Below are 25,805 nucleotides of genomic sequence, written 5' to 3' on the forward strand. Positions count from 1 at the left end.
CGCCTCTTATCGATTTTGCTCGGGGTTCCATTGGGCGTAACGCTGACCGCGCAGGAACTGCCACAGGCCAATGCTCATACCGGCAAGGGTCACCAGAAGGAACGCGGCGAGGCGAAAGGGTTTGGGCAAGCGGTGTTGCGAATCCAGCAGGCCGGCAATGGCCACCGTGTAGCCAAGCAGTTGCGCGATCAGGCTCAGGCGATAGAAGCCGTGGTCTTCCCACAGCCAGAAATTGCTCAGCAGCAACGGCAGCAACAGGATCGGCGCCAGTCGCCGGATCAGCTTGTGGCTGATCAGGGCAATCGCATACAGGCCGTGGGTCAGCGGATTGAGCAGCGCGCGGCGCTGGGCCAGGCTTTGCAGGCCACCGACCGTGACCCGCTGACGGCGGCGGAACTGCTTGTCGGCTTCGTCCACGCCCTGGTCGATCACCTGGGCCTGGGGCACGTAGACAATCTTTTTGAAGGCCGCCGGGGCGCAGGTGCTGATAAAGAAGTCGTCGTTGACCTCCGCCGGCACGTTCTGGAACAACTCGCGGCGCAGGGCAAGCAAGGCGCCGTCGGCGGAGACCATGCAACCGGTGCGATTTTCCACGTAGCGCAGCCAGCCTTCGTAATGCCGATACAGGCTGTCGCCAATGCTCAGGCCCTTGCCGGTCACCGGGATCACCATGTGCCCGGCGCAGCCACCGACCTGCGGGTCGTCGAGCGGTGCGAGCAGATGGCCGAGGGTGTCGCTGGACCATTGGTTGTCGGCGTCGGTGAACACCAGGATCTCGCCGCTGCTGATCGCGACCCCGGCATTGAGCGTCGCCGCCTTGCCCTGGCGGGGCAGGTCGAGCACGCTGATGCGCGGATCATCGACCCTGCGGGCGCAGGCCACGGTGTCGTCGGTCGAACCGTCACTGGCGAGGATGATGTGCAGCGAGCGGGCCTGGTAATCCTGGGCCAGCACGGTGCGCAGTTTTTCCTCGATATGCCGCGCCTCGTTGTGTGCGGCAATCACGATGCTCACGTCCATCGGTTGCGCCGGTCCATGACGCGGTGCCCGATAAAAGGGTGCCAGCAACGTCAGCAACAGGGGATAGCCGAGGTAGGCGTAGACCGGTAGCAACAGGCACAACCAGAAAATGAATTCAGCCACGGGCGGGCCTCCTGGCATTCCAATGACAAAGGCTGAGGATGAATCCGGCGCCCGCCAGGTGCAGGCGCACCCAGTGCAGGCCCCAGAGTTGCAGGGTCAGGCGCATGTCGTGGTGTTTGGCACTCTGGCGCAGGCTCAGGCCCAGGGCGGGCAGGACGGTCAGCAACAGCATCAGCAGCGCATGGTGGGGGAAGCCGTCGAGCAGGGCGGAGATGGCCAGGAAGTCGATCCCCCAGGCGGCCATCGACAGCAGCGGAAAACGCAGCAGGCGCAGGCTCGGGCCATGGGTGCGCAGCAGTTGCAGATGACTGCCCTGGCGCCACAGCTCCTTGCCCATCCATTCGCGCCAACTGCCTTCGTAGCCCCAGTGCAGCGCCACGCTCCGGTTCACCGAGCGCAGCTTGGCGCCCGCATCGGCCAGGCGCATGGTCAGTTCCTTGTCCTCGCCGGTGCGCAGTTGTTCATTGAAACCGCCAACCTTGTCGAACCAGCGACGGCGCATCAGCAGGTTGGAACTGGGCAGCCATTGCACGACATGCACCGGCTGCGTATCGGGGCGCAAGGTGCGGCGTTGCCAGGCATCGGCGTACCACGGCGCTTCGGCCGGGGTGTGCAGGTCAAGCCCCATGACATCGGCCTGGCCGGCGGATTCGAGGTCGAACAGCAGCTCGAACCAGTTTTCCGGCATCTCGATGTCGGCATCAATGAAGGCCAGCCATTCACCCCGGGCGATCGCCGCGCCGCGATTGCGCAATGCGCCGATGAGCAGGCCGGGCAGGACCAGCACCTGGGCGCCGAACTGCCGGGCGATGTGCGGGCCCTGGTCGTCGGAGCCGTTGTCGACCACGATCAACTCGCATTCCACACTGGCCGCATCGGCGGCATGTTGTGCCGCGAACAGGGTCCGGGCGATGTGCCGGGCTTCGTTGTACATCGGGATGACGATACTGATGCGGTTCATGCCCTGACCTCCGTCAACGGGGCTTCTTCGGCTTTGGTGCGCAGCACGCTGGTCAACGCGAGCATGATCCACAGGTACTTGTGGTTCGGCGCGCTGAGGAACATCAGGAACAAGGTCAACGACAGAAAACTCATGCTCAGGTGGGTCATCACATCGGCTCGCGCTGCGTCCCCGCGCAACAGCCAGGCCCGGCGGGCGCGAATCAGGTTGTACAAGCCCAGGGCGAGCATGCCGACGAACATCAGGCCGGCGGGAATCCCCAGTTCACTGAAGATTTCCAGGTAGGTGTTGTGGGCGCGCCGGTAAAGGTCTTGCGTCTCGCCCTTGATGGAAAAGGCCTTGGCGTAACCGGTGGTGGCGTAATGCAGCGGGAAGGTGCCGGGGCCGGTGCCGAGCAAGGGGTTCTCGGCGATCATCGCGCTGCCGACCACAATGTAGGAGGCGCGACGGCCCAGGGACGGGTCCTGGCTCTTGGCCCCGGAACTGAGGATGCTCAGCGACTGGATACGCGCCACGTAACCGGCCGGCATCGCATACAACCCCAGCGGAATCACAACCGCCAGGCCGAGCATGGCAAAGCCCAGGTGGCGCGGGCGAATGCGTGGCAATTGCGCACGGTAATGCCACGCACCGATCAACAGGCTGAGGAACAACACCACCAGCCCCGAACGGGAATCGGTCTTGGTCATGCCGCCCAGCAACAGGAGGGTGCAGCCCCCCCAGAACAACCGCTGCAACAGGTTCGGGCTGCGCACCACCAGCAACAGTGCCATGGGCACGGCGAAGGCGATCATCAGGGCGAAGTTGTTCGGGTCCTTGAGCAAGCCGGACGCACGGCCGGCGTCCTGGTATTTGGTGGAGAACATGGCCATGGCGCAGGTCACCGCGACACTGATGGCGACCAGCCGGGCGAACATGTCGAGGTTCAACTCACGCCCGACCAGCAGGGTGATGACAAACAGAATCAGGCCGACGCTCAATTCGCGCAGATGGCCCAGGGAGATGCCCATGTCGTCGGTGTTCAACAGACTGAGCAGGTACAGCAGCATGAAACCGACCAGCAAGTGCCAGATATTGCTGCGCAGGCGATCGGCCGGCAGTTGCCGAATCGCCAGTTGCAGCATCAGGACCAGCGCCAGCGAGGCCCCGAGGAATTTGGAGCCCGATAACGCGTTGTCCTTGAACAGCCCCTCGAACGGCAGGATGGCGACAATGCCCAGCAGGCCCCAGGTCGGCTTGCGGTACAGCACCGCGACACCCACCAGGCCCAGCACCGCGCCCGGCGCCAGATACGGATAAGGGCTGGCCAGCAGACCGAGGCAGACCAGGCCTAGCAAACTGACGATCGAGAGCGGAAAAATCACGCGCGTGCCTCCCGTGCAGTGCGGATGTAAAGCTGCGACCAGCGTTCGGCCAGGGCCTTGAGGTCGTAGCGATCCCGTTGCGTACGTTTTGCGTTGTCGATCAACTCGCCGGCCAGTGCCGGGTCCCGCACCAGCGTGCCGATCTGGCGGGCGAGGGCGGCGCTGTCGGTAGGCGCGGCGAGCAGGCCGTTGTGGCGGTCCTGCAGGACATCGGGAATCCCGCCGACGCCAAAGGCCACCACCGGCACGCCGGTCTGCATCGCTTCGAGCAGAATCATCGGCGTGCCTTCGGTGCGCGAGCTGATCACCAGCGCATCGAGTTGCCGCCACCAGACGCGCATGTCGGTCTGGTAGCCCGGCAACGTGATGCGTGCCTGCATGCCGGCCTCGTCGATGCGCGCCTGCAGGCTTTCCCGCTCCGGCCCGTCGCCGAGCATCACTGCATCCAGTTGCGGATACTGCTGACACAACGGGATCAGCGCATCGAGAAACAGGTCCGGGCCTTTTTCACTGCTCAGGCGCCCGACGTAACCGGCCAGCCAGCGTTGACGTGCGCCGCTGTGCGGCAGCAGGTCCTTGGCCGCCGGCAGGCCGTTGGGGATCACCTGCAACTTGTCCGTGCGCACGTTGGCCTGGCGATGCAGCGCCGCAATGCTTTCGGCGACACACACCACCCGGTCGACCGAAGCCGTGCGGCACAGTTGCAGGCTCAGCCAGGTGTAGAACTTCTGCTTGCGGCTGCGCGGGGTGAAACCGTGCTGGGTGATCACCAGGGGCAGGCGCAACAGCGTGGCGCCGACCCAGCCGAACAGCAGGCCCTTGAAGTTGTGCGTATTGATCAGTGGCCGCGAGTCCCGACGCTGGCGCAAATGCCCCAGCAACGCGCCCAGCCCCGCGCAGCCCAGGCAATCGACACCGGCCTGGCGAAAGCGCGCGATCAGCTCTGGCGGCGCATCGAGAAACAGCACCTGGTGCTGCCCCGGCGTCGCCAGGCAATGGTCCAGCAGCATCCGCTCGGCGCCATAGAAACCGCCGCTGCTGAGCAAATGAATGATCGGCAGGTCGCGGGTGGAACCGAGCGCCGCGTTCAATTGCGCACCCAATGTACGAGGGCCGGAACGCTCCAGTTCCTGTGCGGATTGTTCGGCAGGGTACTTTGGTCGTTGAGCACCAGCAGCACCGGCAAGCCCAGTTCATGGGTGATTTGCGCAGGGTGCTTGAAGCGGTGGTCGAAGAACTCACGCACGTAGACCAGGGCAATCGCCAGCAGCAGACCGGTGAACAGCCCGAATGGAATGATCAACAGCGGTTTGGGGAACGCCGCTTCAGTCGGTTCGAACGGCGGGCTGAGCACCCGGGCGTTGGACAGGTCGTTGTCCAGCGCGCGCGCGGTGCTGCTTTCGGCGAAGCGCTGGGCATAGGTGGAGAACGCCGCGTGCAGCGCATCGATCTCGGTGTCCATCTGCCGCAGCTTGCTCTGGGTTTCCTGCAACTGGTGGATGCGGTTCTTGAACTCGGCAATGCGCGCGGTTTTCTGGTCGATGACCGAACTGATCGTCGCCAGGTCGCTGGTGCGCTCCTGGATCCGGTTGCTGACAATCTTCAGGAATTGCCCTCGGGTGCGGGTGATTTGCTCACGCGCCAGCTGCATCGGTTCGCTGCCGGGTTGAAAGATCGCCAGGTCGCTCATGTAGCGGCTGACCAAGGTCGTCAGTTGCTCACCCAGTTGCTTGATCTCGCGGTCTTCGAAAGCGACGTTGTCGACCGTGGTGGTGAAGGTGTAGGGGAAGGTGTAGTCGTTGAACCTCGCATTGTTGGCAGTGGCCAGGTTGGTTTTCAGGTAATCGAGCCAGCGCTGGCTTTGCAGCAACCGGTCCTGATACAGGTTGAGCGCCTGCTCCTCGGTGTTGATCGCGTTGAGGCGGAAGGTGATTTCTTCCTTGGGATCGGACGAGCCGATGCTTTCGAGCAAGCCCAGGCGATTGGCTTCCAGGCCATCGAGACGTACCTGGTACTGCAACTTCTTGGTTTCGTAGAAGCTCTGCGGCAGGTCGATCGATTGCATTTCCTGGCGACTGACCAGGTAGTTCTGCAGCAGGGCGGCGACGAACCGGGTGCCCTGGGCCGGGTCAGGGAAGCTGTAGACGATCGAGATCACGTTGGAGCCCGGCAAGGTTTCCACCTTGAGGGCGTCGGACGCTTCCTGGGTGAGCACATCGAGCACGGTGTCGCGCACCGGATCGGTCTGCAGCCCCAGCATGCTGCGAAGCGGGTTGATCACCTGCTCGCGAACGGGATTGCTGACAAAGCGTTTGAACGGCTGCACCAACACTTTGTTGAGGACGCTCACGGGCGGTGTGTACTCACCCTTTTCGCGCAACTGGCCGATGGTCTGGCGGATCAAGGCCGGCGAACGCAGGATATTGCTTTCGGTCTCCATGTCCGCCAGCGACGGCGGAATGAAGGACGCGTTCTCCTGGTTGAGGGTGCTGGTGGCATCCCCCTGGGAGATTTTCTTGGACTGCACGATCACCTGGGCGGTGATATCGAAACTCTGCTTGAGCATCAGCGGCAAGACCACGGCGATCACTGCAAAGACCAGGAACACTCGTTTCACCAATTGCTTGTTGGCGAAGAAGATCCTGAAGAACTCATGCAGGTAGTTTTCCTTTGGATTCATGGCGGTCACCTGAGAGTTAGTTGTTGCTGTCTTTGTTGTCGATGCGATAGCTGAAGCTCAGGCCCACGCCCTGGAACAACACCACGTCCGCCAGTTGCCGGGCGAGTTCGCCGGCGCTGGCCAGTTTCGTCTTGGGCACGTACAGCATGTCGTCGGCCTGCAGGTAGGCGATCTGCGAGGCATCGCCGGACAAGGCTTTCTCCACGTCATAACGATGCGCGACCACCTGGTTGCCGTTGCGTCGCATGATCATCACCGAGTCCAGGCGCGCCTTGACGTTGGAGCCGCGTGCCATGGTCAGGGCCTCAAGCACCGACACCGGGCGGCGGATCGGGTAGGAGCCCGGCTGGCCGACTTCACCCAGCACAAAGATCTCGTTGCCGGCGGTGGACTTGAGCAGCACGTCCACGGTCATGCGCCCCGGCAAGGTGGCGTAGCGTTTATTGAGGAAGGCCTCCAGTTGGTTGACGGTCATGCCTTGCAGCGGCACGGCGCCGATTTCCGGGAAACTGGCGTAGCCGTCGGTGCCTACGGTGATTTCCCGGCTCATGCCGGTGCCGGGGTGGTTGAGCACGGACTTGAGGTTCTGTTCATTGGTCAGCGGGCTCACCAGGTTCACCGACAGTTGATTGCGGTTGGGCTGGAACAGCTGTTTGCGGTCGTAGGCGCGCTGAATCGCTTCGCGTGCCTGATCGCGGGTCAGCCCCTCGATTTTCACCGAGGTGTTGGCCCCTGGCAGTTCGATGGTGCCATCGGGCAGCACCAACTGGTTGCCGTTGAGCTGGCTGGCGGCGGTGAAGTTCAGCGAGATCATGTCCCCGGACTGCACGCGATAGGCGTCCGAACCACTGGTGCTGATGTGGAAAATCACGTCCAGGACATCCTGTGGCCGCAGGGTCTGCTCGACCTTGGGCACGTCGGTGGCCTGGGCGTTGGCCGGCGGGGCCGTGAGAATTTGCACCGGCATGCTTTGGGATTGGTCGGAGGAGGTGCTGGAGCAACCTGCAAGCGGCAGCAACAGCAGGACAAGCATCTTGGCGTTCATGGCGTCATCCTTATCTGGTTGCTCACAGGTTTTTGTACAGCCACTTGGGCATGTAGTACTTGCGTCGGTTGAACACGCTGCCGACCAGTTTCGCGCCGGCCTGGCTCAGGCGCTGGGCCGCGGCCTGGGCCACTTCCCAGCGGGTGTCTTCAGAGCGCACGACCATGACCACGCCGTCCGCCTGGGTGCTGATGGCCAGGGTGTCGGAATCCGAATACACGGCATCGCCGTCGATCACCACGAAGCGGTACTGACTGCCAAGTTGATCGAGCAGCGGGCCCAGGCGTTCAGGTGTGAGGTGTTCGTTGCCCCGGGAGTGACGGCCGAACGGTAGTACGTGGAACGGCAGGCTGGACACGTTCACCACACAGTCCTGCAACAAGGGCGGGTTCTGGGTGTTGAACAGCAAGTCGTGAAACCCCCGTTCCCTGGTCAGCCCCAACTGTTGCGTGAGGTTGGTCGCCGACTGGCTGGCGTCCACCAGCAGCACCAGGCCGCTGCTCATCTGCGCCAGTTGGCTGGCCAGCGCCAGGGCGCTGGTGGTGGTGCCCGCGCCGGGGTTGGCGGCGGTCAGGAACAGGATCCGCAGGTCCTGGTCCAGCACGGTCGATGTCAGGTTGGACTCGCTCGGGCTGGCAATGCTGAGGCTTTTAGCAGTTGAACCGTCCATTTAACTCGCTCCGTGGCCGCTGAATACTTTGAAAGGGGTTTTCAACAGAATCTTCAAATCAAGCAGCAGGCTCTGTTGGGCGATGTAACGCAGATCCAGCTCGACGCGCTGGTCGAAGTCGATATTGCTGCGCCCGGAGATCTGCCACAGGCCGGTCATGCCGGGGTAGATGCTCAGGCGAACGAGGTGATTGTCCTTGTAGCGATAGGCGTTGAACGAAGTGGGCCGGGGGCCGACAAGACGCATGTCGCCGGTCACGACGTTGAACAGGTTCGGCAGCTCGTCGAGACTGGTGCGCCGCAGAAAGGCGCCGATACCGGTGATGCGCGGGTCCTTGTCGATCTTGAAATCGATGGCGTCGGCGCCGTGCTTGTTCAGGTGCCGCAGGGACTCCTTGAGCTCCTCGGCGTTGATGACCATGGTGCGGAACTTGTACATGCCGAACAGGCGGCCGCGGTAACCGGTGCGTTTCTGCACGAACATCACCGGCCCCGGGCTGGTGCATTTGATGGCCAGCGCCAGGCCCAGCAGCACCGGCGCAATCAGCACCAGGATCAGCAGCGCACCGCAGCTGGCCAACACGCGGTTGGTGCGCGACAGGGTCCAGGGTCGGCCACCGTCGCGACCGGTAATCCAGCCACGTCCCTGCATGTGAATGGCGGCGTCCATGCGCATGCGGTGCTCGGGGTCCATGCGCTTGTCTCTGCGCATGGTGTCCAGGGGCACACTTTTCTCATGACCAGTCATAATTCCTCCGCAAAGTTCAGCCGCGTGCGGCGTGGGCGATAGGCAGTTAGTTAGTGTTAATCACTAATTAATTAGTTTATTAGTGTTAATCAGTTAATTACTTGGTTAGTGCTAATTATATAGTTGCTTAGTTAGTTCTAATTATTGGGTTGGTAGTAAGCGCGGAACCAGGCAATAAACTGCCCAAGTCCCTCATCCAGCTCTATGCGCGGCTGGAAATCGGTCGCGCGAGCCAGGTCGCTGGCATCGGCGCAGGTGTTGAGGACATCGCCGGGCTGCAGCGGCAGTAGCTCGACCCGGGCTTTTTGCCCCATGTGTTTTTCCAGCAGCGCCAGGTAATCCTTGAGCGCTACCGGGTGCTGGCCGCCGATATTGAAAATCCGCCAGGGCGCCATGCTCGTGGCCGGGTCCGGGTGTTCGCGGTCCCATTGCTCATTGGCGTGCGGTGGGCACTCGATCAGGCGCGTGATGCTCTCGACGATGTCGTCGATGTAGGTGAAGTCGCGCTGGTGTTCGCCGTGGTTGAACAGCTTCAGTGGCTGCTCTTCGGCAATGGCCCGGGCGAACTGGATCGGCGACATGTCAGGCCGTCCCCAGGGGCCGTATACCGTGAAGAAGCGCAGCCCGGTGCAGGGAATGCCGAACAGGTGGCTGTAGCTGTGGGCCATCAACTCGTTGGACTTCTTGGTCGCGGCATACAGCGAGAGCGGATGATCGACACCGTCGCGCACCGAGTAGGGTGTGTGCTGGTTGGCGCCATACACCGAGCTGGACGAGGCGTAGATCAAGTGTTTGACCGGGTGCTTGCGGCAACTTTCGAGGATATTCAGGAAACCGCTCAAGTTGCTGTCGAGGTAGGCCCGGGGATTTTCCAGGGAGTAGCGCACACCGGCCTGGGCGGCGAGGTGGATCACCACCTCCGGTTTCTCCCTGGCAAACAGCGCCTCTATGGCCGGCGTATCGGCCAGGTCAACCGTTGCGAGCTGGAAAGGGCGTGCCTGCTCCTGCACCCAGCGCACGCGATCGTGCTTGAGTTGCGGGTCGTAGTAGCTGTTGAAGTTGTCCAGGCCGAACACCTGGTGGCCATCGCGCAACAGTCGCAGCACGCAATGGGCACCAATGAAGCCGGCCGCTCCGGTGACGAGAATCTTCATGGACGTACGGCCTCGGGCACGATATGGCGCAAGCCGATGCCGCTGTAGTGCAGGCCGGCAGCCGCCACCTGCTCCGGGTTGTAGAGGTTGCGCCCGTCGACGATCACCCGGCAGCGCAGTTTGCTCGCCAGCAGGTCGAAGTCGACCACGCGGAAGTTCTTCCACTCGGTGCAGATCACCAGGGCATCGGCGTCTTCGAGTGTGTCATCGCGGGTGGCGCACAGGTGCAGGTCGTCACGGTAGCCGTAGAGGCGCCGGCACTCGGACATGGCCTCCGGGTCGTAGGCCTGCACGCTTGCGCCTTCGGCCCAGAGTGCCTCCATGAGATAACGGCTGGGGGCTTCGCGCATGTCATCGGTGTTGGGTTTGAACGCCAGGCCCCACACGGCGATGGATTTGCCGGCCAGTCCGCCGGGGAATTGCGCCTTGAGTTTGCTGAACAGAATATGGCGCTGGCGGTCGTTGACCTCGGTTACGCTGCGCAGCAGACGCAAGGGCATGCCGCTTTGCTCGGCGGTGTGCAGGAGGGCGCGCAGGTCCTTGGGGAAGCAGGAACCGCCGAAGCCGCAACCGGGGTAGATGAAGTGGTAACCGATGCGTGGGTCCGAACCGATGCCTTTGCGCACCGCTTCGATATCGGCACCCAGCAACTCGGTGAGGTTGGCCAGTTCGTTCATGAAACTGATGCGCGTGGCCAGCATCGCGTTCGCCGCGTACTTGGTCAGCTCGGCACTGCGATTGTCCATGAACATCAGTTTTTCGCGGTTACGGCAGAACGGCGCGTAGAGGTCGCTCATCTGGCTGCGGGCTTCATCGTCAGCGGTACCGATGATGATCCGGTCCGGACGCATGCAATCGGCCAGGGCACTGCCTTCCTTGAGAAACTCCGGGTTGGACACCACCCGAACCTTCAACGAGCCTTTGCCGCGGCGCTGCAACTCTTCGACAGCGGTGGCACTGACCTGGTCCGCCGTACCGACCGGCACCGTGGACTTGATGATCAGGGTGCGGTCGGCCTCCATGAAACAGGCAATCTGCCGGGCCACGTTCAGCACATGGCTGAGGTCGGCGGAACCGTCTTCGTCGGCGGGCGTACCGACGGCGATGAAGATCAGATCGGCATGCTCCACTGCATCGCTGGCCTGGGTGGTGAAGAGCAGGCGACCGGCCTTGATGTTTTCTTCAAGGGTGCCGGAAAGCCCTGGCTCGCTGATCGGTGGCACGGCCTGTTGCAGTTGCCGGATCTTGTTCGGGTCGATGTCGACACACAGGACACGATGCCCGACATCGGCCAGTGCCGCTGCTTGTATCAGGCCAACATAGCCCGTACCAAATACGCTCACGTCCATATTGGCGTGCCTCGTAAGACGGTGGAGAGTTGCGAAGTAAAACTGTCAAAAGGGGTATAGACCAGCCTCGGAAAACCGCGTCAGCCATCCGGCATGTTAATTGGGCAAGACACCCCCAAACTCGGGGGGCCAAATGCCATCAACCTCGCACCAGTGTTGGGTTTTCCCCCGATTTTGGGCGTTTGGCGAGAGTCCAAAGAAAGCGATAAACGGTCGTAAGCCGCGAAATACAAGGGCTGTAGCAGCTTGAGTGTGTCAGATTTGAGTCACCGGTTTATTGACGCTTTTCCCCAAATTCCGACTACTCTTACGCGTGCATGGCCATATGCTATCGTCAAGAATCGACCGACAATCTATTGGCACGTGCCTGTCGGGGCATGGCAAATTCAACGATCCTAGAGGTCGAGGGGGGGCGGGTCAGTGGCTGTTTCATGAGCCGGGCGCACCTTCTGCCGGGCGCCCGTGAGCGGGGGGAGGTGGGGTCAATTGACCACGCTGGCACCCGACCTTGCGTCGGCGGTTTGCGGGTTGGCCTTGGGGTCGTGCAGCAGGGAGAAGCCACGATCGAGCAAGGTGTGGCCGATAAACCGCGAGCCCACTTCGTTCAAGTGTGAGTCGTCCAGGTACAGCAACTGACCCTCGATGATCGGACTGCACACGCCGGCCGGGCATATCACCTGATTGGGGTCGATGAAGCGTATCTGCGGGAACCTGGCCCGCACGTCCGCCCAATAGGGCGCCAGAGCGCTCTGGGCCACCGAGCAGTTGCGCCCGGTGTCGAACATCAGCCGGCGAATCGGGCAACTCGCGGCCTTTTCGATGTGCTGGTTGCTCAGGATGACGATCACCTGGCCGCTGTTCTCCACCACCCGCCGCAGGCTCGCCTCGACCAGGTCCCTGGCCCGGGCATCCTTGGGCCAGATCGCCGCCAGTACCACGTAGCGATACTTGTTCTGCTCGATCAGGCTGAACACCCGTTCGTTGCGTTTCGCACAATGGGCCGCATACACCGGAGGCATTTCGGCGGTGTAGCCGAGGATCGGCGGGCAGGAGTCCATGGTGTAGTCCATGAGCATGATGTTGTTGGGCCTGGCCAGGATGTCGACCATGCCGGTGAAGTGATTGGCAAACGAGTCGCCGATCATGATGCCGTCCAGTTCATCCTTGGTTGCGCCCAGCCGGCAGTGCTCGTTGGGTTCGGTCTTGTACAGCGCATTGGGCACATGGCAGCCGCGGCGGACCTCGGCAGGCTTGTTCAGGGTCATCGCTTCAAGCGCTGAAACGTCGGCGTTGAAGCGTTGTGGAAAACCGTTGAACTGCAGGCTCAGCCCCGCCAGCACAGCCAGCCCCAACGCCGGAAGGGCAAACCGGCGGGTGAACACCCGGGCAAAGTGCAGGCCGGCCCCGGTACGGCGAAACGGCACTTCGACGTACCGCCAGGACAGCCACGACAGCAGGACAGCGGCGGCAATCAGCAGCGCGCCCACGGGCAGGTCGATGGGGATTTCCACGTAGTTCAGGAAGGCAATCAGCGGCCAGTGCCACAAATACAGCGAGTAGGAGATCAGGCCGACAAACACCATGGGCCGGCTGGTGAGCAAGCGTGAATGGCGTTCTCCGCTGCCGGCCAGGATCAGCAAGGCGGCGCCCAGGCAGGGAACCAGGGCGTTGATCCCGGGAAAGGTGGAGTTGGGGTTCAAGGCAAACAGCGAGAAACCGATCAGCAGGTAGCCCGCCAATGCATAGCCATGGGCCGCCCGTTTGCCGATCACGCGCGGTGAATGGAGGTAGATCGCCAACAGCCCGCCCAGCATCAGTTCGAAAAAACGCGTGGGCAGCAGGTAGTAGGCCGCCGTGGCGAAGACCCCCGTCGCGTACTCGGAAACCCCCACCGCCAGCACCACGCCGATGGCCAGCACGGGCAACACGTAACGCGGCGCCAGGCGATACAGCAACACGATGAACAGCGGCCAGATGACATAGAACTGCTCCTCGATACCCAGCGACCAGGTGTGCAGCAAAGGCGCTTCGCTGGCATCGGCGGCGAAGTAGTTACCGTACTTGACCCAGATGTAGATATTCGAGACACCCAGCAGCGAGAGCAGGGCGCTGACGTTGAGCCGGACCAGGTCGACCGGAGACAGGATGAAGGCCCCGGCGATCACGGTCGCCAGCAGCACCGTCGCCAGCGCCGGCACGATGCGGTTGATGCGCCGCTGATAAAACCCCTTGAGCGAGAAGGCATTGCGCTTGACCTCGGAAAACACCTGGGACGTGATCAGGAATCCCGAGATGACGAAGAAGATGTCGACGCCCACATAGCCGCCGGGCAACAGACCGGCCTTGAGGTGATGCAGCAGCACGGCAATCACCGCGACAGCGCGCAGCCCATCTATGTCGGAGCGATACTTGCCTTGAGCCATGCGCCTGACCATCCGTAAAACCGAAGCCATCCATCGACGTCCGCCCCCTGACCATCGCTGTCAGGATTGCGGACACTCAACCCACCCATCATTTGTAGCTGGAAACCGGGGGGACGCAAAAAACCGATGGCACCCGTGACGCACGAGCCTGGTTTTTTTGTGGCTTTCACTGTCCCTTGTGGGAGCTGGCTTGCCAGCGATGGTCGTCAACGATAACGCGGGTGAGCTGGATGAACGCGGGTCCCCTGTAGGAGCTGGCCTGCTAGCGATGGTCGTCAACGATAACGCGGGTGACCTGGATGAACGCGGTCCCCTGTAGGAGCTGGCTTGCCAGCGATGGTCGTTAACGATAACGCGGGTGAGCTGGATCAACGCGGTCCCCTGTAGGAGCTGGCCTGCCAGCGATGGTCGTCAACGATAACGCGGGTGACCTGGATGAACGCGGGTCCCCTGTAGGAGCTGGCCTGCCAGCGATGGTCGTCAACGATAAGGCGGGTGACCTGGATGAACGCGGTCCCCTGTAGGAGCTGGCTTGTCGGGTCGCCGCATCGCAGCGATGGTCGTTAACGATAACGCGGGTGAGCTGGATCAACGCGGCGCACTGGAGTCCATCGCCAGCAAGCTGGCTCCTACAGTTTCAGCGCGGGCGCGGTCCCTTGCAGGAGCCGGGCTCGCCAGGCGCCCGGCGCGCACCCCAGCCACCGCAGGCAGGCACGGTTGAAGCTTTGAACATCGCTGTAGCCCAGGCGATCGGAAATCTCCACCAGCTCCAGGTCTGTCCCCTGCAAAAAATCTTCGGCCCGGAAGCGGCGGTACTCGTCGAGCAACTCGGAAAAACTCCAGCCCAACGCCTTCAAGCGTCGGGCTGCGGTGCGCTCGAGCAGATGCTGGGCATTGCACCATTGCTGCCAGTTGGCTTGTGCGAGGTCGACGATCACATGGTCGCAGACTTGCTCCAGCAAGGTCGGTTCGCTGTTGCGTCGGGTCTGTTCCAGCAGTTCGACCAGTGTCTGCTCCAGTTCATGATTGCCCGGCGTCAACGGGATGACGAACAGTTGTGGATCGAGGCGGATCGAGTGTTGTGCCTGTTGCCACTGCACGGGGGCGCGGAAGGCTTGCTCGTGTTCCTGCGGGTTGGCGGTGCAGGGCCCGGTCAGCCCGATGCCCAGCACCGGATCGCGCTCCAGGCCGCTGGCGAGGAACTTGCGCCGCAACATGCTGCACAGGCTGATGAGGATGTAATCGGCGGTGGCTGCGCCGGCTTTCACGCTGCCGCGATCGAGCAGGCGCAGTTCGACGGTGTCGCCCCCACGCACGATCTGCGCCTGGAAGTGCCCATTGAAAAACGGAAAGAAGCGCACGAAATACTGGCAGGCACTGTCCAGTGATTCGGCCACGTCGAACAGGTACGTGAGGCCATTGGTGGCGGTGGAAACGAAACGCCGGCCGGCCGCCAGGCCGATCAGCGGGTCGCCGGTCCGTTCCAGGGCAAACGCCCAGAAGCGCCGCGACATGAACAGCGGAACGCGCATGAAGGGCGTGCGCAACTCGAACAGGCTGCGACGAAACAGGCCTTCGATGTGTTCGCGGTCCACACCGCGTGCCAGCAGCTCTTCGATGGCCGGCAGCAGGGTCGGCGCGTAGAACGCATTGGGTATGGCTTGATCGTGCAGTGGCTGATCGCTTTTTGTCATGTAGGGCTCACAGCTTGTTCCGGAACACTGGTTAGGCTGCCCGACGTTAAGCGATTTGCCGGAGCAAGACCATGCTTGATTTACGCCAGCTCGATTTGAACCTGTTGCTCGCCTTCGATGCGATTTACCAGCAGCGCAGCGTCACCCGTGCCGCCGAGGTGATGTGCCTGTCGCAACCGGCCATGAGCAATGCGTTGCGCCGCCTGCGCGAGTTGTGCGGCGATCCGCTGTTCATCAAAAGTCGCCTGGGCGTGACGCCGACACTGGTCGCCCATCGTCTGGCCGACTACGTGCGTGCGGCGCTCGAGTCATTGCGCGATGGCTTGCGCATGATCCCCGCCGCGCGGCAGAACAATCCGCTGCTGCGCATCAGTTGCCTGGATTGCCTGCAACCGGTGCTGCTCGATGCCTTGCTCGAATCGCCCCATGCCGATTGGCAGGTGCGCTATTTCCAGCCCCGGCGCCGTGACGCCTTGCAGGACCTGGCCAGCGGCAAGCTGGATATCCTGATCGACCTCGACCAGCCGCTGGCCGGGCTGGCCGGCCTGCACAAGCAGGCATTGCCCGCCGACCATTACGTGTTCGCCTATGGCACCGCGCTCAAGACGCCGCCGCGCACCCTGCAGGAATACCTGGAGCAACCGCAGATTCAGGTGTCGAGCCGCCGCGACGGACTCAGCCCGGTGGATTTGCAGCTCGGCTTGAAAGGCCTGCGCCGCCATATCGCGATGAGCACCCAGAGCACCCTGGCCGCGAAGCTGATCGCCGACCGCCAGCCGTTGGGCATCAGCCTGCCAAGCCGGGTCGCCAGTGTGCTGGGCCTGCAACACGTGCCGCTGCCCCTGGACGAACCCGTGGAGTTGAAACTGGCGCTGTACATCGAGTCCCGCTATCGCTTCGAGCGCAGCCGCGAGGAGGCGATGCATTGCCTGCTGCGCGCCCTCGGTGAGCCCCGGGCATTGCAGTCGTTCGCCCTGCGCGCGTGACATCAAGGCAACGCCGAACCCTGTGGGAGCGAGCTTGCTCGCGATTGGGCCGTGTCAGCCGACATCATTGTTGAATGACACACCGCTATCGCGAGCAAGCTCGCTCCCACAAGGATTGCGGCGTTGCAGGCAAGCCTTAGTTCGACGCCAACAAACGCCGGTCAACCGTCAGCACCGCCTCGACCATCGCCAGCGCCGCCGGTGTCAGGGAATGGCCGGCGCGGCTGACGATGCCGTAGTGCAATTGCAGGCCGGGGTCGCCCTTGGGCACGTCGGTAAACTCCAGCAGGCGGATCAGACCCTGGTCGACCAGTTCGGCCAGGGCCTCCATGGTCGCGATCCCCACCGCGTCGGAGCGCATCACCACGCGGCGGATGGCATCGAACTGCGCGCATTCCACGCTCGGGTTGAAGTCCGCCTCGCCCTGCGCGTCGGCGAGGATCTTGCGGATCATCGGCGGTATTCGCGTGCCGACCACCGCGTAGTCGAGCAGGGCGCGCAGGGACAGGTCCTGCTGTTGCGCCAGGGGATGACCGACACGGCAAAAGAACCGCCCGCGCCGGGGGCGCAACAGCTGTACCTGGTATTGCGGGTCGCCGGTGAAGTAGCGCGCATCGGCCACGAGGAATTCGATCTGCTGTTCACGAAGCCAGACCGCCAGTTGTTCCCAGTCGCCCTGGTGAAAACTGATACGGATCGCCGGGTGCGCCTGGATGAATTCCGCCAGCGCCTCGGGCACCAGCAACTGTGCCGGATACGGGCCACAGCCGAAGTGCAACTCGCCACCGGTCAGGCCGTTGTATTGCGTCAGTTCGTTGTGCAGGGCCTGGCTGCCGGCGAGCAGGCGCCGGGCATGTTGCAGCACCAGTTCACCCTGGCCGGTCAGGCGGAATTCGCGGCTGCTGCGCTCCACCAGCGCGCAGTCGAGGTCGCGCTCCAGGGTCTGGATGCTGCGGCTGAAGGCCGGCTGGCTGAGGTTGATCGCCTCGGCCGCACGCCCGAAATTGCGGTAATCGGCCAGGGCGACAAGGTGGCGAAGTTGTCGTAGATCCATCATGCGTCTCCTGCATTTGGTGGATACTTTTAATGCATTGGATCGATAGCACAGAGGCTGGCATAAGTACACGCCTGTCTTCTCGCCGTAACCTGCCATGACCTGCCAACCGTTCATTTCCAGCGCCTTCACCCGCACCATTCTCAGCCATGCCCGGCAGTCCGGCCTGTGCCAGGACCAACTGCTGCAACGGGCCGGCATCTGTCTTTCGTTGCTCGAAGGGCAGGATCTGCACGTGCCTGCGCACCTGGTCGAGCGCCTGTGGAACGAGTGCGAACGTGCGGGCGCGGGGCCGTCGTTTGGCTGTGAACTGGTCAATGGCATGGCGACCACCACGTTGCGGGGTTTGAACATCCTGCTGGATTCCGCCGCCACCTTGCGCGCGAGCCTGGCGTGCTTCACTGATTTCCTGCCTCGGGTGACCAATTATGTGGTGGCGGAACTGGAGGAGGGTGAGGGGCAGGCTCGCCTGCACTTGCGCAGTGCTGGCCGGCAGGCGCATTTTTTCGGCCTCGATGCGGCGACCCTGACGCTGGTGCGCAACATCGCCCGACGTTTGGGGCGGGCGCCGGCCGAGGTGTTTGTCAGCGTTCGCCTGACGCCGCAGCAGGCGGCCGGGCAGTGGTTGCGTAGCGTGGGTATCGAGGTGCTGGAGGGCGCGCATCCGTGTTTGAGCCTGCCAGCGGTTAGCCTTGATGAGCCGTTGCTGGGGGCCAATGGGTTTTTGCATCAGAGCATGTTGCGGCATTGGCAGACTGCGGCGGCGCAACAGAGTCGTAGCGACAGTCTGGAGTTGGCGCGCCATTGGTTGACGGCCGGCGATCAGCCGATTGAGCGGATTGCCGAGCGGTTGGGGTATCGGCAGGCCAGTAATTTTATTCGGGCGTTTCGGAAGCGGTTTGGGGTTACGCCCAAGCAGTTTCGTCTGGGGGTGTAGGCTTTGTTGGGGACATATCCGTTGCTGCGGTAACGGCGGCTGGCGGTTTCGCCCTTACGGCGAGTCACTTTTTTTACAAGCGCCTAAAAAAAGTAACCAAAAAAACGCTCGCCCCGAACGTACGGCCCCTCGCTGAGGCTCGGGGTTCCTTCGCTGCGGTATTCATCCGGGGGCATTGCCCTCCGGTCGGCTTCGCTTCGACCTACATGCAATGAGTTCGACTGCGTCGAACGGCGCTGCGCGCCAATCCCCGGATGAACACCTCCGCTCAGCCTGCCGAGGGGGCGGGTGGATCAAGATCACAAGCTGCAGGCGAGCTAACGCTCGGCCTGTTGAGTGGTGAAGAGCGTTTGTGTACGCCGTTCGGCTAAACGCATTCCCCCTGTAGGAGCTGCCGAAGGCTGCGATCTTTTGATCTTGATCTTCCGCTCTTTCGACATCGTCAAAAATCAAAATCAAAAGATCGCAGCCTGCGGCAGCTCCTACAGGCCGGGCGGTGTTCCGTTTTTCCAGGTACACAGTCAAAGGCAAAGACGAATCAGCGAATAAAGTGAATCTTCCCGCTGTCATCATTGCCCATGTAAATGCCGTAAACCCCGGCCTGCCGCTCCTCGATATAACGCTCGAGAATCTGCCGGATCGCCGGATAGTAGATGCTGTCCCAGGGAATCTCCTCAGGCGCGAAGAATTTATAGTCGAGGGTTTCCGGCCCGTATTGCCCGGTGATCTCCAGCGCGATGGCGCGGAAGATGATGTACACCTCGCTGATCTGGGGCACGCTGAAAATCGAGTAGGGCGAGACGATTTCCGCACGCACGCCACTTTCTTCCCAGACCTCGCGCAAGGCCGCCTGTTCGGTGGTCTCGCCGCTTTCCATGAAGCCTGCGGGCAGGGTCCAGGTGCCGGGGCGCGGCGGGATGGCGCGCTGGCACAGCAGGTACTTGCCGTCCTGCTCGATGATGCAGCCGGCGATGATTTTCGGATTGATGTAGTGGATGTAGCCGCAACCGCGGCACATCAGGCGCTCGTGCGTATCGCCCGGCGGCAGTTGCTGACCGAGATCAGCGCTGCCGCACTTGGGGCAAAAGCTCGGGCTGAACATCTCAGCGACCTATGCGCGGTTCTTTCAGCGCGATGGGCAGGGTGATCGCCGGGACGTCGCCGGTTTCTTCCTGCTTGCGCTTGAGGTAGTCCAGGGCGACGGCCGCGGCCGCGCGCACGTGGTCGACGCAAGCCTGGTGGGCGGCCAGCGGATCGCCGCCCTTGATCGCTTCGACCATGCGTTCCATTTCCTGGTTGCTGGCGCCGCGACGGTTTTCCTGGGACACCGAGGTCGCGCGCAGGTAGCTGATGCGCGCCTGCAACTGGCGCAACTGAGTGGCCGCGACATGGTTGCCCGAACCTTCGAGCAGCACGTCGTAGAAACCCTGCACCGAATCGATGACCTGCTGCAGTTCGCCGTCCTTGAGCGCCTTGCGGTTTTCTTCGAGGGCTTTTTCCAGGGCCTTGATGTCCTTGGCCTTGGCGCGCAGGGTGAACAGTTGCACGATCAGCCCTTCGAGCACGCAGCGCAGCTCGTAGATGTCCACGGCGTCGGCCAGGGTAATGATCGCGACACGCGGGCCCTTGGCATCGGCGAATTCCACCAGGCCTTCGGATTCCAGGTGACGCAAGGCTTCGCGCACGGAAGTACGGCTGACGCCCAGGCGATCGCACAGATCGCGTTCGACCAGACGGTCTCCCGGCAGGAGCTGGAAGTTCATGATGGCGCTTCGCAGTTTATCCAGCACGATTTCGCGCAGGGTGACGGGGTTGCGATTGACCTTGAAGCTGTCGTCGAGTGGCAGGCGTTTCATGGGGTCCGCTCTGATTGTGGCTGTCCATGCAAAAAGAGCACTTCGATTACGGGAATCCCGGTGCTCGGTCGGATCAAACAGCCAAGGGTTAACTGGAGGCCTCGGCATCGGCTTCGGCGAAGGCTTCACGGGCGAGCCGGAAACTGTCTACGGCAGCGGGGACACCGCAATAAATGCCGACCTGAAGCAATATTTCGCGTATTTGCTCACGACTCAGGCCGTTACGCAAGGCGCCGCGCACATGCAGCTTGAGTTCATGGGGCCGGTTGAGGGCCGAGATCATCGCGAGGTTGATCATGCTGCGTTCCTTGAGGGACAAACCCTCACGGCCCCAGACATGACCCCAACAATACTCGGTGACCATCTCCTGCAACGGTCGGGTGAAGTCGTCGGCGTTCTCGATGGAGCGATTGACGTAGGCTTCGCCCAATACCTGAGTGCGGATCTTCAGGCCTTTCTCGTATTTTTCGTTGCTCATTTGCGTAGCTCCCGTGGGCTCAAAGGCCGCCCATCAAGGTGTATTTGAGTTCCAGATAATCCTCGATGCCGTACTTCGAGCCTTCACGGCCCAGCCCCGAGGACTTGATGCCACCGAAGGGTGCGACTTCGGTGGAAATCAGCCCTTCGTTGATCCCGACCATGCCGTACTCCAGCGCCTCGCTCATGCGCCAGGCGCGGCCCAGGTCGCGGGTGTAGCAGTAGGCGGCGAGGCCGAATTCGGTGTCGTTGGCCATTTCGATGGCCTGGGCCTCGGTGTCGAAACGGAACACCGCGGCCAGCGGACCGAAGGTTTCATCGCGGGCGACTTTCATCTGTGGGGTGACGCCTGTGATCACGGTCGGCTGGAAGAAACCATTGCCCAGCGCATGGCGTTCGCCGCCGCACAGCAGTCGTGCACCCAGGGCCAGGGCGTCTTGCACGTGCTCTTCGACCTTGGCCACGGCACGCTCGTTGATCAGCGGGCCCTGGGTCACACCTTCTTCGAAACCGCTGCCGACCTTGAGCTGCGAAACCCGCTCGGCAAGGCGTGCGACAAAGGCGTCGTGGATGCCGGCCTGCACCAGGAAGCGATTGACGCAGACGCAGGTCTGCCCGGCGTTGCGGAATTTGGCGATCAGCGCACCGTCGACGGCACGCTCCAGATCGGCGTCGTCGAAGACAATGAACGGCGCGTTGCCGCCCAGCTCCAGCGAGACTTTTTTCAGCGTCGGTGCGCACTGGGCCATCAGCAGTTTGCCGATGGCGGTGGAGCCGGTGAACGACAGTTTGCGCACCTGCGCACTGGTGGTCAGCTCGCCACCGATGGCGATGGCGTCGCCGGTGATCACGTTGAAAATACCCGCTGGAATGCCGGCCTGTTCCGCCAGCGCAGCCATGGCCAGTGCCGAGAAGGGTGTTTCCGGAGCCGGCTTGACGATGCATGGACAACCGGCGGCCAACGCCGGGCCGGCCTTGCGGGTGATCATCGCCGCCGGGAAATTCCACGGCGTGATGGCCGCGACCACGCCAATCGGCTCCTTGCTCACCACGATGCGCGCATCGCCCTTGTGGCTGGGAATGGTGTCGCCGTAGATGCGCTTGGCTTCTTCGGCGAACCACTCGATGAAGCTTGCGGCGTAGAGGATTTCGCCCTTGGCTTCGGCCAGTGGCTTGCCTTGTTCGAGGGTGAGGATTTCGGCCAGGGCGTCGGCATTTTCCAGCATCAGGGCATGCCAGCGCTTGAGCCTATTGCTGCGCTCCTTGGCGGTCAGCGCACGCCAGGCCGGCCAGGCCTTGTTGGCGGCCTCGATGGCCAGGCGCGCATGCCCGGCGCCGAGGTTCGGCACCTGGCCGATCAACTCGCCGGTGGCCGGGTTGAAGATGTCCTGTTGCGCACCATCGGGCGCATCCAGCCATTGGCCATTGATGTAGGCCTGCTGGCGGAACAGTAACGAGGCTGCTGGGCTCATGCCGGCTCCTGACAAAAAAAGAATATGCACCGCGGTACCTGTGGGAGCGAGCTTGCTCGCGATAGCGGACTGACATTCAACATCTATGTCACTGATACACCGTCATCGCGAGCAAGCTCGCTCCCACAGGGGGATTGTGTCGAGCCATCAGGCCAGGGCAGGCAGCGGCCCCAGCTTGCCTTTGTGGTAGATCATCGGCGTCACCGGTTGCTCGGGCAGGATCAGGTTCTTCACCGCGCCGACGATGATCGCGTGATCGCCGCCGTCGTATTCGCGCCACAGTTCGCACTCGATGATCGCCGTCGCCTTGGCCAGGATCGGGTTGCCCCGTTCGCTCAGGTGCCACTCGATGCCTTTGGCTTTGTCCTTGCCTTTACCGGCGAAGGCATAGGCTTCGGCGGTCTGCTCGGCGGACAGCAAGTGAATCGCGAACTGCTTGCTGTCGCGCAGCACCGGGTAGGTGTCGGAGCCGTAGTTGGGGCAGAACAGCACCAGTGCCGGGTCGATCGACAGCGCACTGAAGGCGCTGGCGGTGATGCCGACGATGCCGCCGTCCGGGTCCAGGGTGGTGACCACCGTGACCCCGGACGGGAACGAGCTCATCACGTCTTTGTAAATGCCGGGTTCGATCATTTTCCAGGACTCCTAGCGCATCACGAAGGGATCAGGCATCGGTGCCTGGGACAGGTTGATCCACACCGTTTTCAGCTCGGTGTAGGCCAGCACCGAATCGATGCCGCTTTCGCGTCCATAGCCGCTGTTCTTGAAACCGCCGATCGGCGCCATGGCCGAGACCGCGCGGTAGGTGTTGACCCAGATGATCCCCGAACGCACGTCCCGGGCCAGGCGGTGGGCACGGCCCAGGTCGCGGGTCCAGATGCCGGCGGCGAGGCCGAACTGCGAGTCGTTGGCGATCGCCAGGGCTTCGGCTTCGTCCTTGAAACGGATGACCGAAGCCACCGGACCAAAGACTTCTTCCTGCATGATCTTCATCGAGTTGCGGTCGCACTCGAACAGCGTCGGTTCGTAGAACCAGCCATCGCCCAGATTCTCCGGTCGCTTGCCACCCAGGCGCAGGCGCGCACCTTCGGCGATGGCATCGGCCACCAGGCCTTCGACCACGGCCAGTTGCTGCGCGGTGGCCATCGGGCCCATTTCGCTGCTGTCTTCCTGGGGGTTGCCGATGCGAATGCGCTGGGCGCGTTCCACCAGGCGAGCGACGAACTCGTCGTAGATTTCGTCCTGCACCAGCAGGCGCGAACCGGAGACGCAACTCTGCCCGGAGGCGGCGTAGATCCCGGCGATGGCGCCGTTGATCGCGCTGTCGAGGTCGGCGTCGGCAAAGATGATGTTCGGTGATTTGCCGCCCAGTTCCAGCGACAGCTTGGCGAAGTTCTCCGCGCTGCTGCGCACCACATGCCGCGCCGTGGCCGCGCCGCCGGTGAAGGCGATCTTGCGCACCAGCGGATGGCGGGTGAGGGCGGCACCGGTGCTTGGGCCATAACCGGTGACGACGTTGACCACCCCCGGCGGAATCCCGGCTTCCAGGGCCAGGCGCGCCAGTTCGAGGATGGTCGCCGAGGCGTGCTCCGACGGCTTGATCACGATGGTGTTGCCTGCGGCGAGGGCCGGGGCGAGTTTGATCGCGGTCAGGTACAGCGGGCTGTTCCACGGGATGATCGCGGCAACCACACCCATGGCTTCGTGCACGGTGTAGGCAAACAGGTCCGGCTTGTCCAGCGGCAGGGTGCCGCCTTCGAGCTTGTCGGCCAGGCCTGCGGTGTAGTGGAAGAACTCCGGCAGATAACCCACCTGGCCACGGGTTTCGCGGATCAGCTTGCCGTTGTCGCGGCTTTCCAGCTGCGCCAGTTGTTCCTTGTTTTCGGCGATCAGGTCGCCCAGGCGTCGCAGCAATTTGCCGCGCGCGGTGGCGGTCAAGCCGCGCCAGGCCGGGCTGTCGAAAGCGGTCTGCGCTGCCTGAACGGCGCGCTCGACATCGGCTTCGTCGGCATCGGGCAATTCGGCCCAAGGCTCGGCCAGCGCCGGGTTGAGGCTTTCGAAGGTCTTGCCGGACAGGGCATCGACCCATTCACCGCCGATGCACATCTGGAAGCGTGCGAGTGTCATGCAACGATCCCCTTGATCTGGTTTTGTTGGGAGTGCGCGGCCTGCAGAAACTCCAGCAACAGCTGGTTGACCAGGCGCGGCGATTCTACGGGCATCATATGCCGTTGCTCGGCGAGCACGGCAACGGTCGCGCCGGGAATGCGTTCGGCCAGTTGCCGGGCCATTTCCGGGGTCGAGCCGGGGTCCAGTTCGCCGGTGGCGATCAGCGTCGGCACCCGGATGCTGCCCAGGTCGTCGGCGCGGTACATGTCCTGGGTGGCGAACAGTTCATAGGTGGTCAGGTAACCCTGCGGGTCATTGCCGGCCAGGGTCTGGCGAATCGCGGCGATCTGCGCCGGGTTCGCCGCCTGGTATTCGCGGCTGAACCAGCGCGACAGCGCCGCTTCGGCATTGGCGTCCGGACCGTGTTCGGCAGCCTGGCTGGTACGAGCGATGACCCCCGCGCGCTGTTCGGCGCTGCGGTTGAACACACTGTTGAGCACCACCAGGCCTTCCAGGCGTTGCGCGTAGTGCAGGGCAAACGCCCGCGCCACCAGCCCGCCCATGGAAAAACCGATCACCGTTGCCTTGGGCAATTGCAGGTGGTCGAGCAGCTCCAGCAACTGGTCGGCATAGCCGAGCAGCGGCGTGCCGCTCTCTGGCCGCGGACTGGCGCCATGGCCGAGCATGTCGTAGGCGATGACGCGGTACTTCGTGGCCAGGCCAACGATCTGGCCGCCCCACATTTCTTTGTTCAGGCCCACGCCGTGGATCAAGACCACGGGCTGGCCTTGGCCGGTCGCCAGGTAACTGGTGCCAGCCGGGGTGAGTTCAGCGGTGAGCCGAATCATGGAGCGCTCCTGCAGTGCCTTCTTGTTGTCGTTCTGCTGGCCGGTTACTGGGCTTTTTCGGCGGCCAGTTCTTCCAGGTCGATGTAGCGGTTGCCGATGCGCGGGTGCAGGCGGCCGCCGTCGGCGCAACCCAGGACCACGACGATTTCGTCGGCACGCGGGGCGTCTTCGATCTGCATTTCCAGGGTGATGTAGTGCGAACGCAGGCCTTCGTCGTCCTTGTGCATCATCGGGATCTGGATCGAAGTGCCCGGGCCGCCGCGCTTGTTGGTGAAGCTCAGGTAGCTCTTGGCCTTGACCGCTTCGCGGTAGTGGTTGCCGAAGCGCAGGGTGTGGATCACCGCCGAAGCGTGCTCGATTTCGCCATCGGCACCGACCACCGCAGCCTTGCCGTAAGCCTCGATCTTCTCGGCGCCGCCGATGATGCCCACCAGACGCTCAACCATCAGTGCGCCGAGGTCAGAGCAGTTGGCGCGGATCTGTGGTTTCAGGTCTTCGACGAAACCGTTGCCCAGCCAGGGGTTTTTCATCACCACGGCCAGACCGACCATGGTCACGGGCTTATCGGTGGCTTTGCCGCCTTCAATAAAGGTTTCTTCGACATAGCTGACGATCTTGCGGATTTCGAAACTCATGAGCTGCTCCGTAGAGGTTTTGGGTGTCTGTGCGTCTGATGGTATACCATAATACCGGAAGCACAAGTCCCTGAACGGAGTTTCTGGCTGGATGGCGTGCAAAAGTGTGTGCCACCGGTCGCAGCGGACAAACGGCAGGCAGGGGTTTACGTCGGGTGGGGAGAATGTTGTTCAGGAAGGGATGAATACTTTATCTGTGGC

At 62.7% G+C, this 25,805-nt stretch carries 23 protein-coding genes; 2 read left to right on the forward strand and 21 right to left on the reverse strand.

Annotated features, from left to right (window positions below; all coding sequences use genetic code 11):
• Positions 1 to 6: 6 nt before the first annotated feature.
• The 12 genes from C9422_RS18020 to C9422_RS18080 all read right to left on the reverse strand — a co-directional run bounded on the left by C9422_RS18020 (position 7) and on the right by C9422_RS18080 (position 15,230).
• A complete protein-coding gene (locus tag C9422_RS18020; RefSeq protein WP_116581607.1) occupies positions 7 to 1,143 on the reverse strand; it encodes a glycosyltransferase in 1,137 nt (378 codons plus the stop codon).
• On the reverse strand, positions 1,136 to 2,104 hold the full coding sequence (locus tag C9422_RS18025; RefSeq protein WP_116581608.1) for a glycosyltransferase family 2 protein: 969 nt from the start codon (positions 2,102 to 2,104) through the stop codon (positions 1,136 to 1,138). The genes C9422_RS18020 and C9422_RS18025 overlap by 8 nt, the downstream gene beginning before the upstream one ends.
• A complete protein-coding gene (locus C9422_RS18030; protein ID WP_116581609.1) occupies positions 2,101 to 3,468 on the reverse strand; it encodes an O-antigen ligase in 1,368 nt (455 codons plus the stop codon). Before C9422_RS18030 ends, C9422_RS18025 begins: the two co-directional genes overlap by 4 nt.
• Positions 3,465 to 4,559: a glycosyltransferase family 4 protein gene (locus C9422_RS18035; RefSeq protein WP_116581760.1), complete on the reverse strand. Its 1,095-nt coding sequence runs from the start codon at positions 4,557 to 4,559 to the stop codon at positions 3,465 to 3,467. The genes C9422_RS18030 and C9422_RS18035 overlap by 4 nt, the downstream gene beginning before the upstream one ends.
• Positions 4,556 to 6,148: a Wzz/FepE/Etk N-terminal domain-containing protein gene (locus tag C9422_RS18040; protein WP_116581610.1), complete on the reverse strand. Its 1,593-nt coding sequence runs from the start codon at positions 6,146 to 6,148 to the stop codon at positions 4,556 to 4,558. The genes C9422_RS18035 and C9422_RS18040 overlap by 4 nt, the downstream gene beginning before the upstream one ends.
• 16 nt (positions 6,149 to 6,164) lie before the next feature.
• On the reverse strand, positions 6,165 to 7,193 hold the full coding sequence (locus C9422_RS18045) for a polysaccharide biosynthesis/export family protein (protein WP_116581611.1): 1,029 nt from the start codon (positions 7,191 to 7,193) through the stop codon (positions 6,165 to 6,167).
• A gap of 22 nt (positions 7,194 to 7,215) precedes the next feature.
• Positions 7,216 to 7,863 carry a CpsD/CapB family tyrosine-protein kinase gene (locus C9422_RS18050; RefSeq protein WP_007973826.1) on the reverse strand — a complete coding sequence of 216 codons (648 nt, stop codon included), beginning with the start codon at positions 7,861 to 7,863 and terminating at the stop codon, positions 7,216 to 7,218.
• Entirely contained in the window at positions 7,864 to 8,610 is a 747-nt protein-coding gene (locus tag C9422_RS18055; RefSeq protein ID WP_116581612.1) for a sugar transferase, read from the reverse strand.
• A 137-nt stretch (positions 8,611 to 8,747) separates the two neighbouring features.
• Entirely contained in the window at positions 8,748 to 9,764 is a 1,017-nt protein-coding gene (locus C9422_RS18060; RefSeq protein ID WP_116581613.1) for an NAD-dependent epimerase, read from the reverse strand.
• A complete protein-coding gene (locus C9422_RS18065) occupies positions 9,761 to 11,113 on the reverse strand; it encodes a UDP-glucose/GDP-mannose dehydrogenase family protein (RefSeq protein ID WP_116581614.1) in 1,353 nt (450 codons plus the stop codon). The genes C9422_RS18060 and C9422_RS18065 overlap by 4 nt, the downstream gene beginning before the upstream one ends.
• 482 nt (positions 11,114 to 11,595) lie before the next feature.
• Entirely contained in the window at positions 11,596 to 13,536 is a 1,941-nt protein-coding gene (locus C9422_RS18070; RefSeq protein ID WP_116581615.1) for an acyltransferase family protein, read from the reverse strand.
• A 629-nt stretch (positions 13,537 to 14,165) separates the two neighbouring features.
• Positions 14,166 to 15,230 (reverse strand): AraC family transcriptional regulator, encoded by a 1,065-nt coding sequence (locus tag C9422_RS18080; RefSeq protein WP_116581617.1) that lies wholly within the window; start codon positions 15,228 to 15,230, stop codon positions 14,166 to 14,168.
• Positions 15,231 to 15,301: 71 nt separating this feature from the next.
• Between C9422_RS18080 and C9422_RS18085 the strand changes: the two genes are divergently transcribed.
• A complete protein-coding gene (locus C9422_RS18085) occupies positions 15,302 to 16,216 on the forward strand; it encodes a LysR family transcriptional regulator (protein ID WP_116581618.1) in 915 nt (304 codons plus the stop codon).
• A gap of 136 nt (positions 16,217 to 16,352) precedes the next feature.
• On the opposite strand, the gene C9422_RS18095 is transcribed toward C9422_RS18085, so the two are convergent.
• Positions 16,353 to 17,273 carry a LysR family transcriptional regulator gene (locus C9422_RS18095; RefSeq protein ID WP_256589978.1) on the reverse strand — a complete coding sequence of 307 codons (921 nt, stop codon included), beginning with the start codon at positions 17,271 to 17,273 and terminating at the stop codon, positions 16,353 to 16,355.
• A gap of 94 nt (positions 17,274 to 17,367) precedes the next feature.
• On the opposite strand from C9422_RS18095, the gene C9422_RS18100 reads away from it, so the two are divergent.
• Complete coding sequence (locus tag C9422_RS18100) at positions 17,368 to 18,207, forward strand: AraC family transcriptional regulator (RefSeq protein ID WP_116581620.1); 840 nt, start codon at positions 17,368 to 17,370, stop codon at positions 18,205 to 18,207.
• A 538-nt stretch (positions 18,208 to 18,745) separates the two neighbouring features.
• On the opposite strand, the gene C9422_RS18110 is transcribed toward C9422_RS18100, so the two are convergent.
• The 8 genes from C9422_RS18110 to C9422_RS18145 form a co-directional block, all read right to left on the reverse strand.
• Positions 18,746 to 19,309 carry an NUDIX hydrolase gene (locus C9422_RS18110; RefSeq protein ID WP_104447627.1) on the reverse strand — a complete coding sequence of 188 codons (564 nt, stop codon included), beginning with the start codon at positions 19,307 to 19,309 and terminating at the stop codon, positions 18,746 to 18,748.
• Position 19,310: 1 nt separating this feature from the next.
• Positions 19,311 to 20,063, reverse strand: coding sequence for a GntR family transcriptional regulator (locus C9422_RS18115; protein WP_007978695.1), 753 nt, complete (start codon positions 20,061 to 20,063; stop codon positions 19,311 to 19,313).
• Between the two features lie 88 nt (positions 20,064 to 20,151).
• Positions 20,152 to 20,541, reverse strand: coding sequence for a carboxymuconolactone decarboxylase family protein (locus tag C9422_RS18120; RefSeq protein WP_008059553.1), 390 nt, complete (start codon positions 20,539 to 20,541; stop codon positions 20,152 to 20,154).
• Between the two features lie 19 nt (positions 20,542 to 20,560).
• Entirely contained in the window at positions 20,561 to 22,012 is a 1,452-nt protein-coding gene (locus C9422_RS18125; RefSeq protein WP_116581621.1) for an NAD-dependent succinate-semialdehyde dehydrogenase, read from the reverse strand.
• Between the two features lie 147 nt (positions 22,013 to 22,159).
• Positions 22,160 to 22,645, reverse strand: a complete 486-nt coding sequence (locus C9422_RS18130; RefSeq protein WP_007978701.1) for a flavin reductase family protein — start codon at positions 22,643 to 22,645, stop codon at positions 22,160 to 22,162.
• Positions 22,646 to 22,657: 12 nt separating this feature from the next.
• Positions 22,658 to 24,139 carry an aldehyde dehydrogenase gene (locus C9422_RS18135; protein ID WP_102701742.1) on the reverse strand — a complete coding sequence of 494 codons (1,482 nt, stop codon included), beginning with the start codon at positions 24,137 to 24,139 and terminating at the stop codon, positions 22,658 to 22,660.
• Positions 24,136 to 24,969 (reverse strand): alpha/beta fold hydrolase, encoded by an 834-nt coding sequence (locus C9422_RS18140; protein ID WP_007978706.1) that lies wholly within the window; start codon positions 24,967 to 24,969, stop codon positions 24,136 to 24,138. Before C9422_RS18140 ends, C9422_RS18135 begins: the two co-directional genes overlap by 4 nt.
• A gap of 44 nt (positions 24,970 to 25,013) precedes the next feature.
• The gene (locus tag C9422_RS18145) at positions 25,014 to 25,604 is read right to left on the reverse strand and encodes an amino acid synthesis family protein (RefSeq protein ID WP_007978708.1); all 591 of its coding nucleotides are present in this window, start codon (positions 25,602 to 25,604) and stop codon (positions 25,014 to 25,016) included.
• Positions 25,605 to 25,805 lie beyond the last annotated feature (201 nt).

The organism is Pseudomonas sp. B1(2018) (assembly GCF_003097365.1).
GTDB classification, from domain to species: Bacteria; Pseudomonadota; Gammaproteobacteria; order Pseudomonadales; family Pseudomonadaceae; genus Aquipseudomonas; species Aquipseudomonas laurylsulfatiphila.

Excerpts from the sequence above, each read along its gene's own strand:
- C9422_RS18025 (WP_116581608.1), bottom strand. The coding sequence starts at position 2,104 with ATGAACCGCATCAGTATCGTCATCCCGATGTACAACGAAGCCCGGCAC.
- C9422_RS18040 (WP_116581610.1), bottom strand. The coding sequence starts at position 6,148 with ATGAATCCAAAGGAAAACTACCTGCATGAGTTCTTCAGGATCTTCTTC.
- C9422_RS18045 (WP_116581611.1), bottom strand. The coding sequence starts at position 7,193 with ATGAACGCCAAGATGCTTGTCCTGCTGTTGCTGCCGCTTGCAGGTTGC.
- C9422_RS18050 (WP_007973826.1), bottom strand. The coding sequence starts at position 7,863 with ATGGACGGTTCAACTGCTAAAAGCCTCAGCATTGCCAGCCCGAGCGAG.
- C9422_RS18055 (WP_116581612.1), bottom strand. The coding sequence starts at position 8,610 with ATGACTGGTCATGAGAAAAGTGTGCCCCTGGACACCATGCGCAGAGAC.
- C9422_RS18060 (WP_116581613.1), bottom strand. The coding sequence starts at position 9,764 with ATGAAGATTCTCGTCACCGGAGCGGCCGGCTTCATTGGTGCCCATTGC.
- C9422_RS18065 (WP_116581614.1), bottom strand. The coding sequence starts at position 11,113 with ATGGACGTGAGCGTATTTGGTACGGGCTATGTTGGCCTGATACAAGCA.
- C9422_RS18070 (WP_116581615.1), bottom strand. The coding sequence starts at position 13,536 with ATGGCTCAAGGCAAGTATCGCTCCGACATAGATGGGCTGCGCGCTGTC.
- C9422_RS18080 (WP_116581617.1), bottom strand. The coding sequence starts at position 15,230 with ATGACAAAAAGCGATCAGCCACTGCACGATCAAGCCATACCCAATGCG.
- C9422_RS18085 (WP_116581618.1), top strand. The coding sequence starts at position 15,302 with ATGCTTGATTTACGCCAGCTCGATTTGAACCTGTTGCTCGCCTTCGAT.
- C9422_RS18095 (WP_256589978.1), bottom strand. The coding sequence starts at position 17,273 with ATGATGGATCTACGACAACTTCGCCACCTTGTCGCCCTGGCCGATTAC.
- C9422_RS18100 (WP_116581620.1), top strand. The coding sequence starts at position 17,368 with ATGACCTGCCAACCGTTCATTTCCAGCGCCTTCACCCGCACCATTCTC.
- C9422_RS18110 (WP_104447627.1), bottom strand. The coding sequence starts at position 19,309 with ATGTTCAGCCCGAGCTTTTGCCCCAAGTGCGGCAGCGCTGATCTCGGT.
- C9422_RS18115 (WP_007978695.1), bottom strand. The coding sequence starts at position 20,063 with ATGAAACGCCTGCCACTCGACGACAGCTTCAAGGTCAATCGCAACCCC.
- C9422_RS18120 (WP_008059553.1), bottom strand. The coding sequence starts at position 20,541 with ATGAGCAACGAAAAATACGAGAAAGGCCTGAAGATCCGCACTCAGGTA.
- C9422_RS18125 (WP_116581621.1), bottom strand. The coding sequence starts at position 22,012 with ATGAGCCCAGCAGCCTCGTTACTGTTCCGCCAGCAGGCCTACATCAAT.
- C9422_RS18130 (WP_007978701.1), bottom strand. The coding sequence starts at position 22,645 with ATGATCGAACCCGGCATTTACAAAGACGTGATGAGCTCGTTCCCGTCC.
- C9422_RS18135 (WP_102701742.1), bottom strand. The coding sequence starts at position 24,139 with ATGACACTCGCACGCTTCCAGATGTGCATCGGCGGTGAATGGGTCGAT.
- C9422_RS18140 (WP_007978706.1), bottom strand. The coding sequence starts at position 24,969 with ATGATTCGGCTCACCGCTGAACTCACCCCGGCTGGCACCAGTTACCTG.
- C9422_RS18145 (WP_007978708.1), bottom strand. The coding sequence starts at position 25,604 with ATGAGTTTCGAAATCCGCAAGATCGTCAGCTATGTCGAAGAAACCTTT.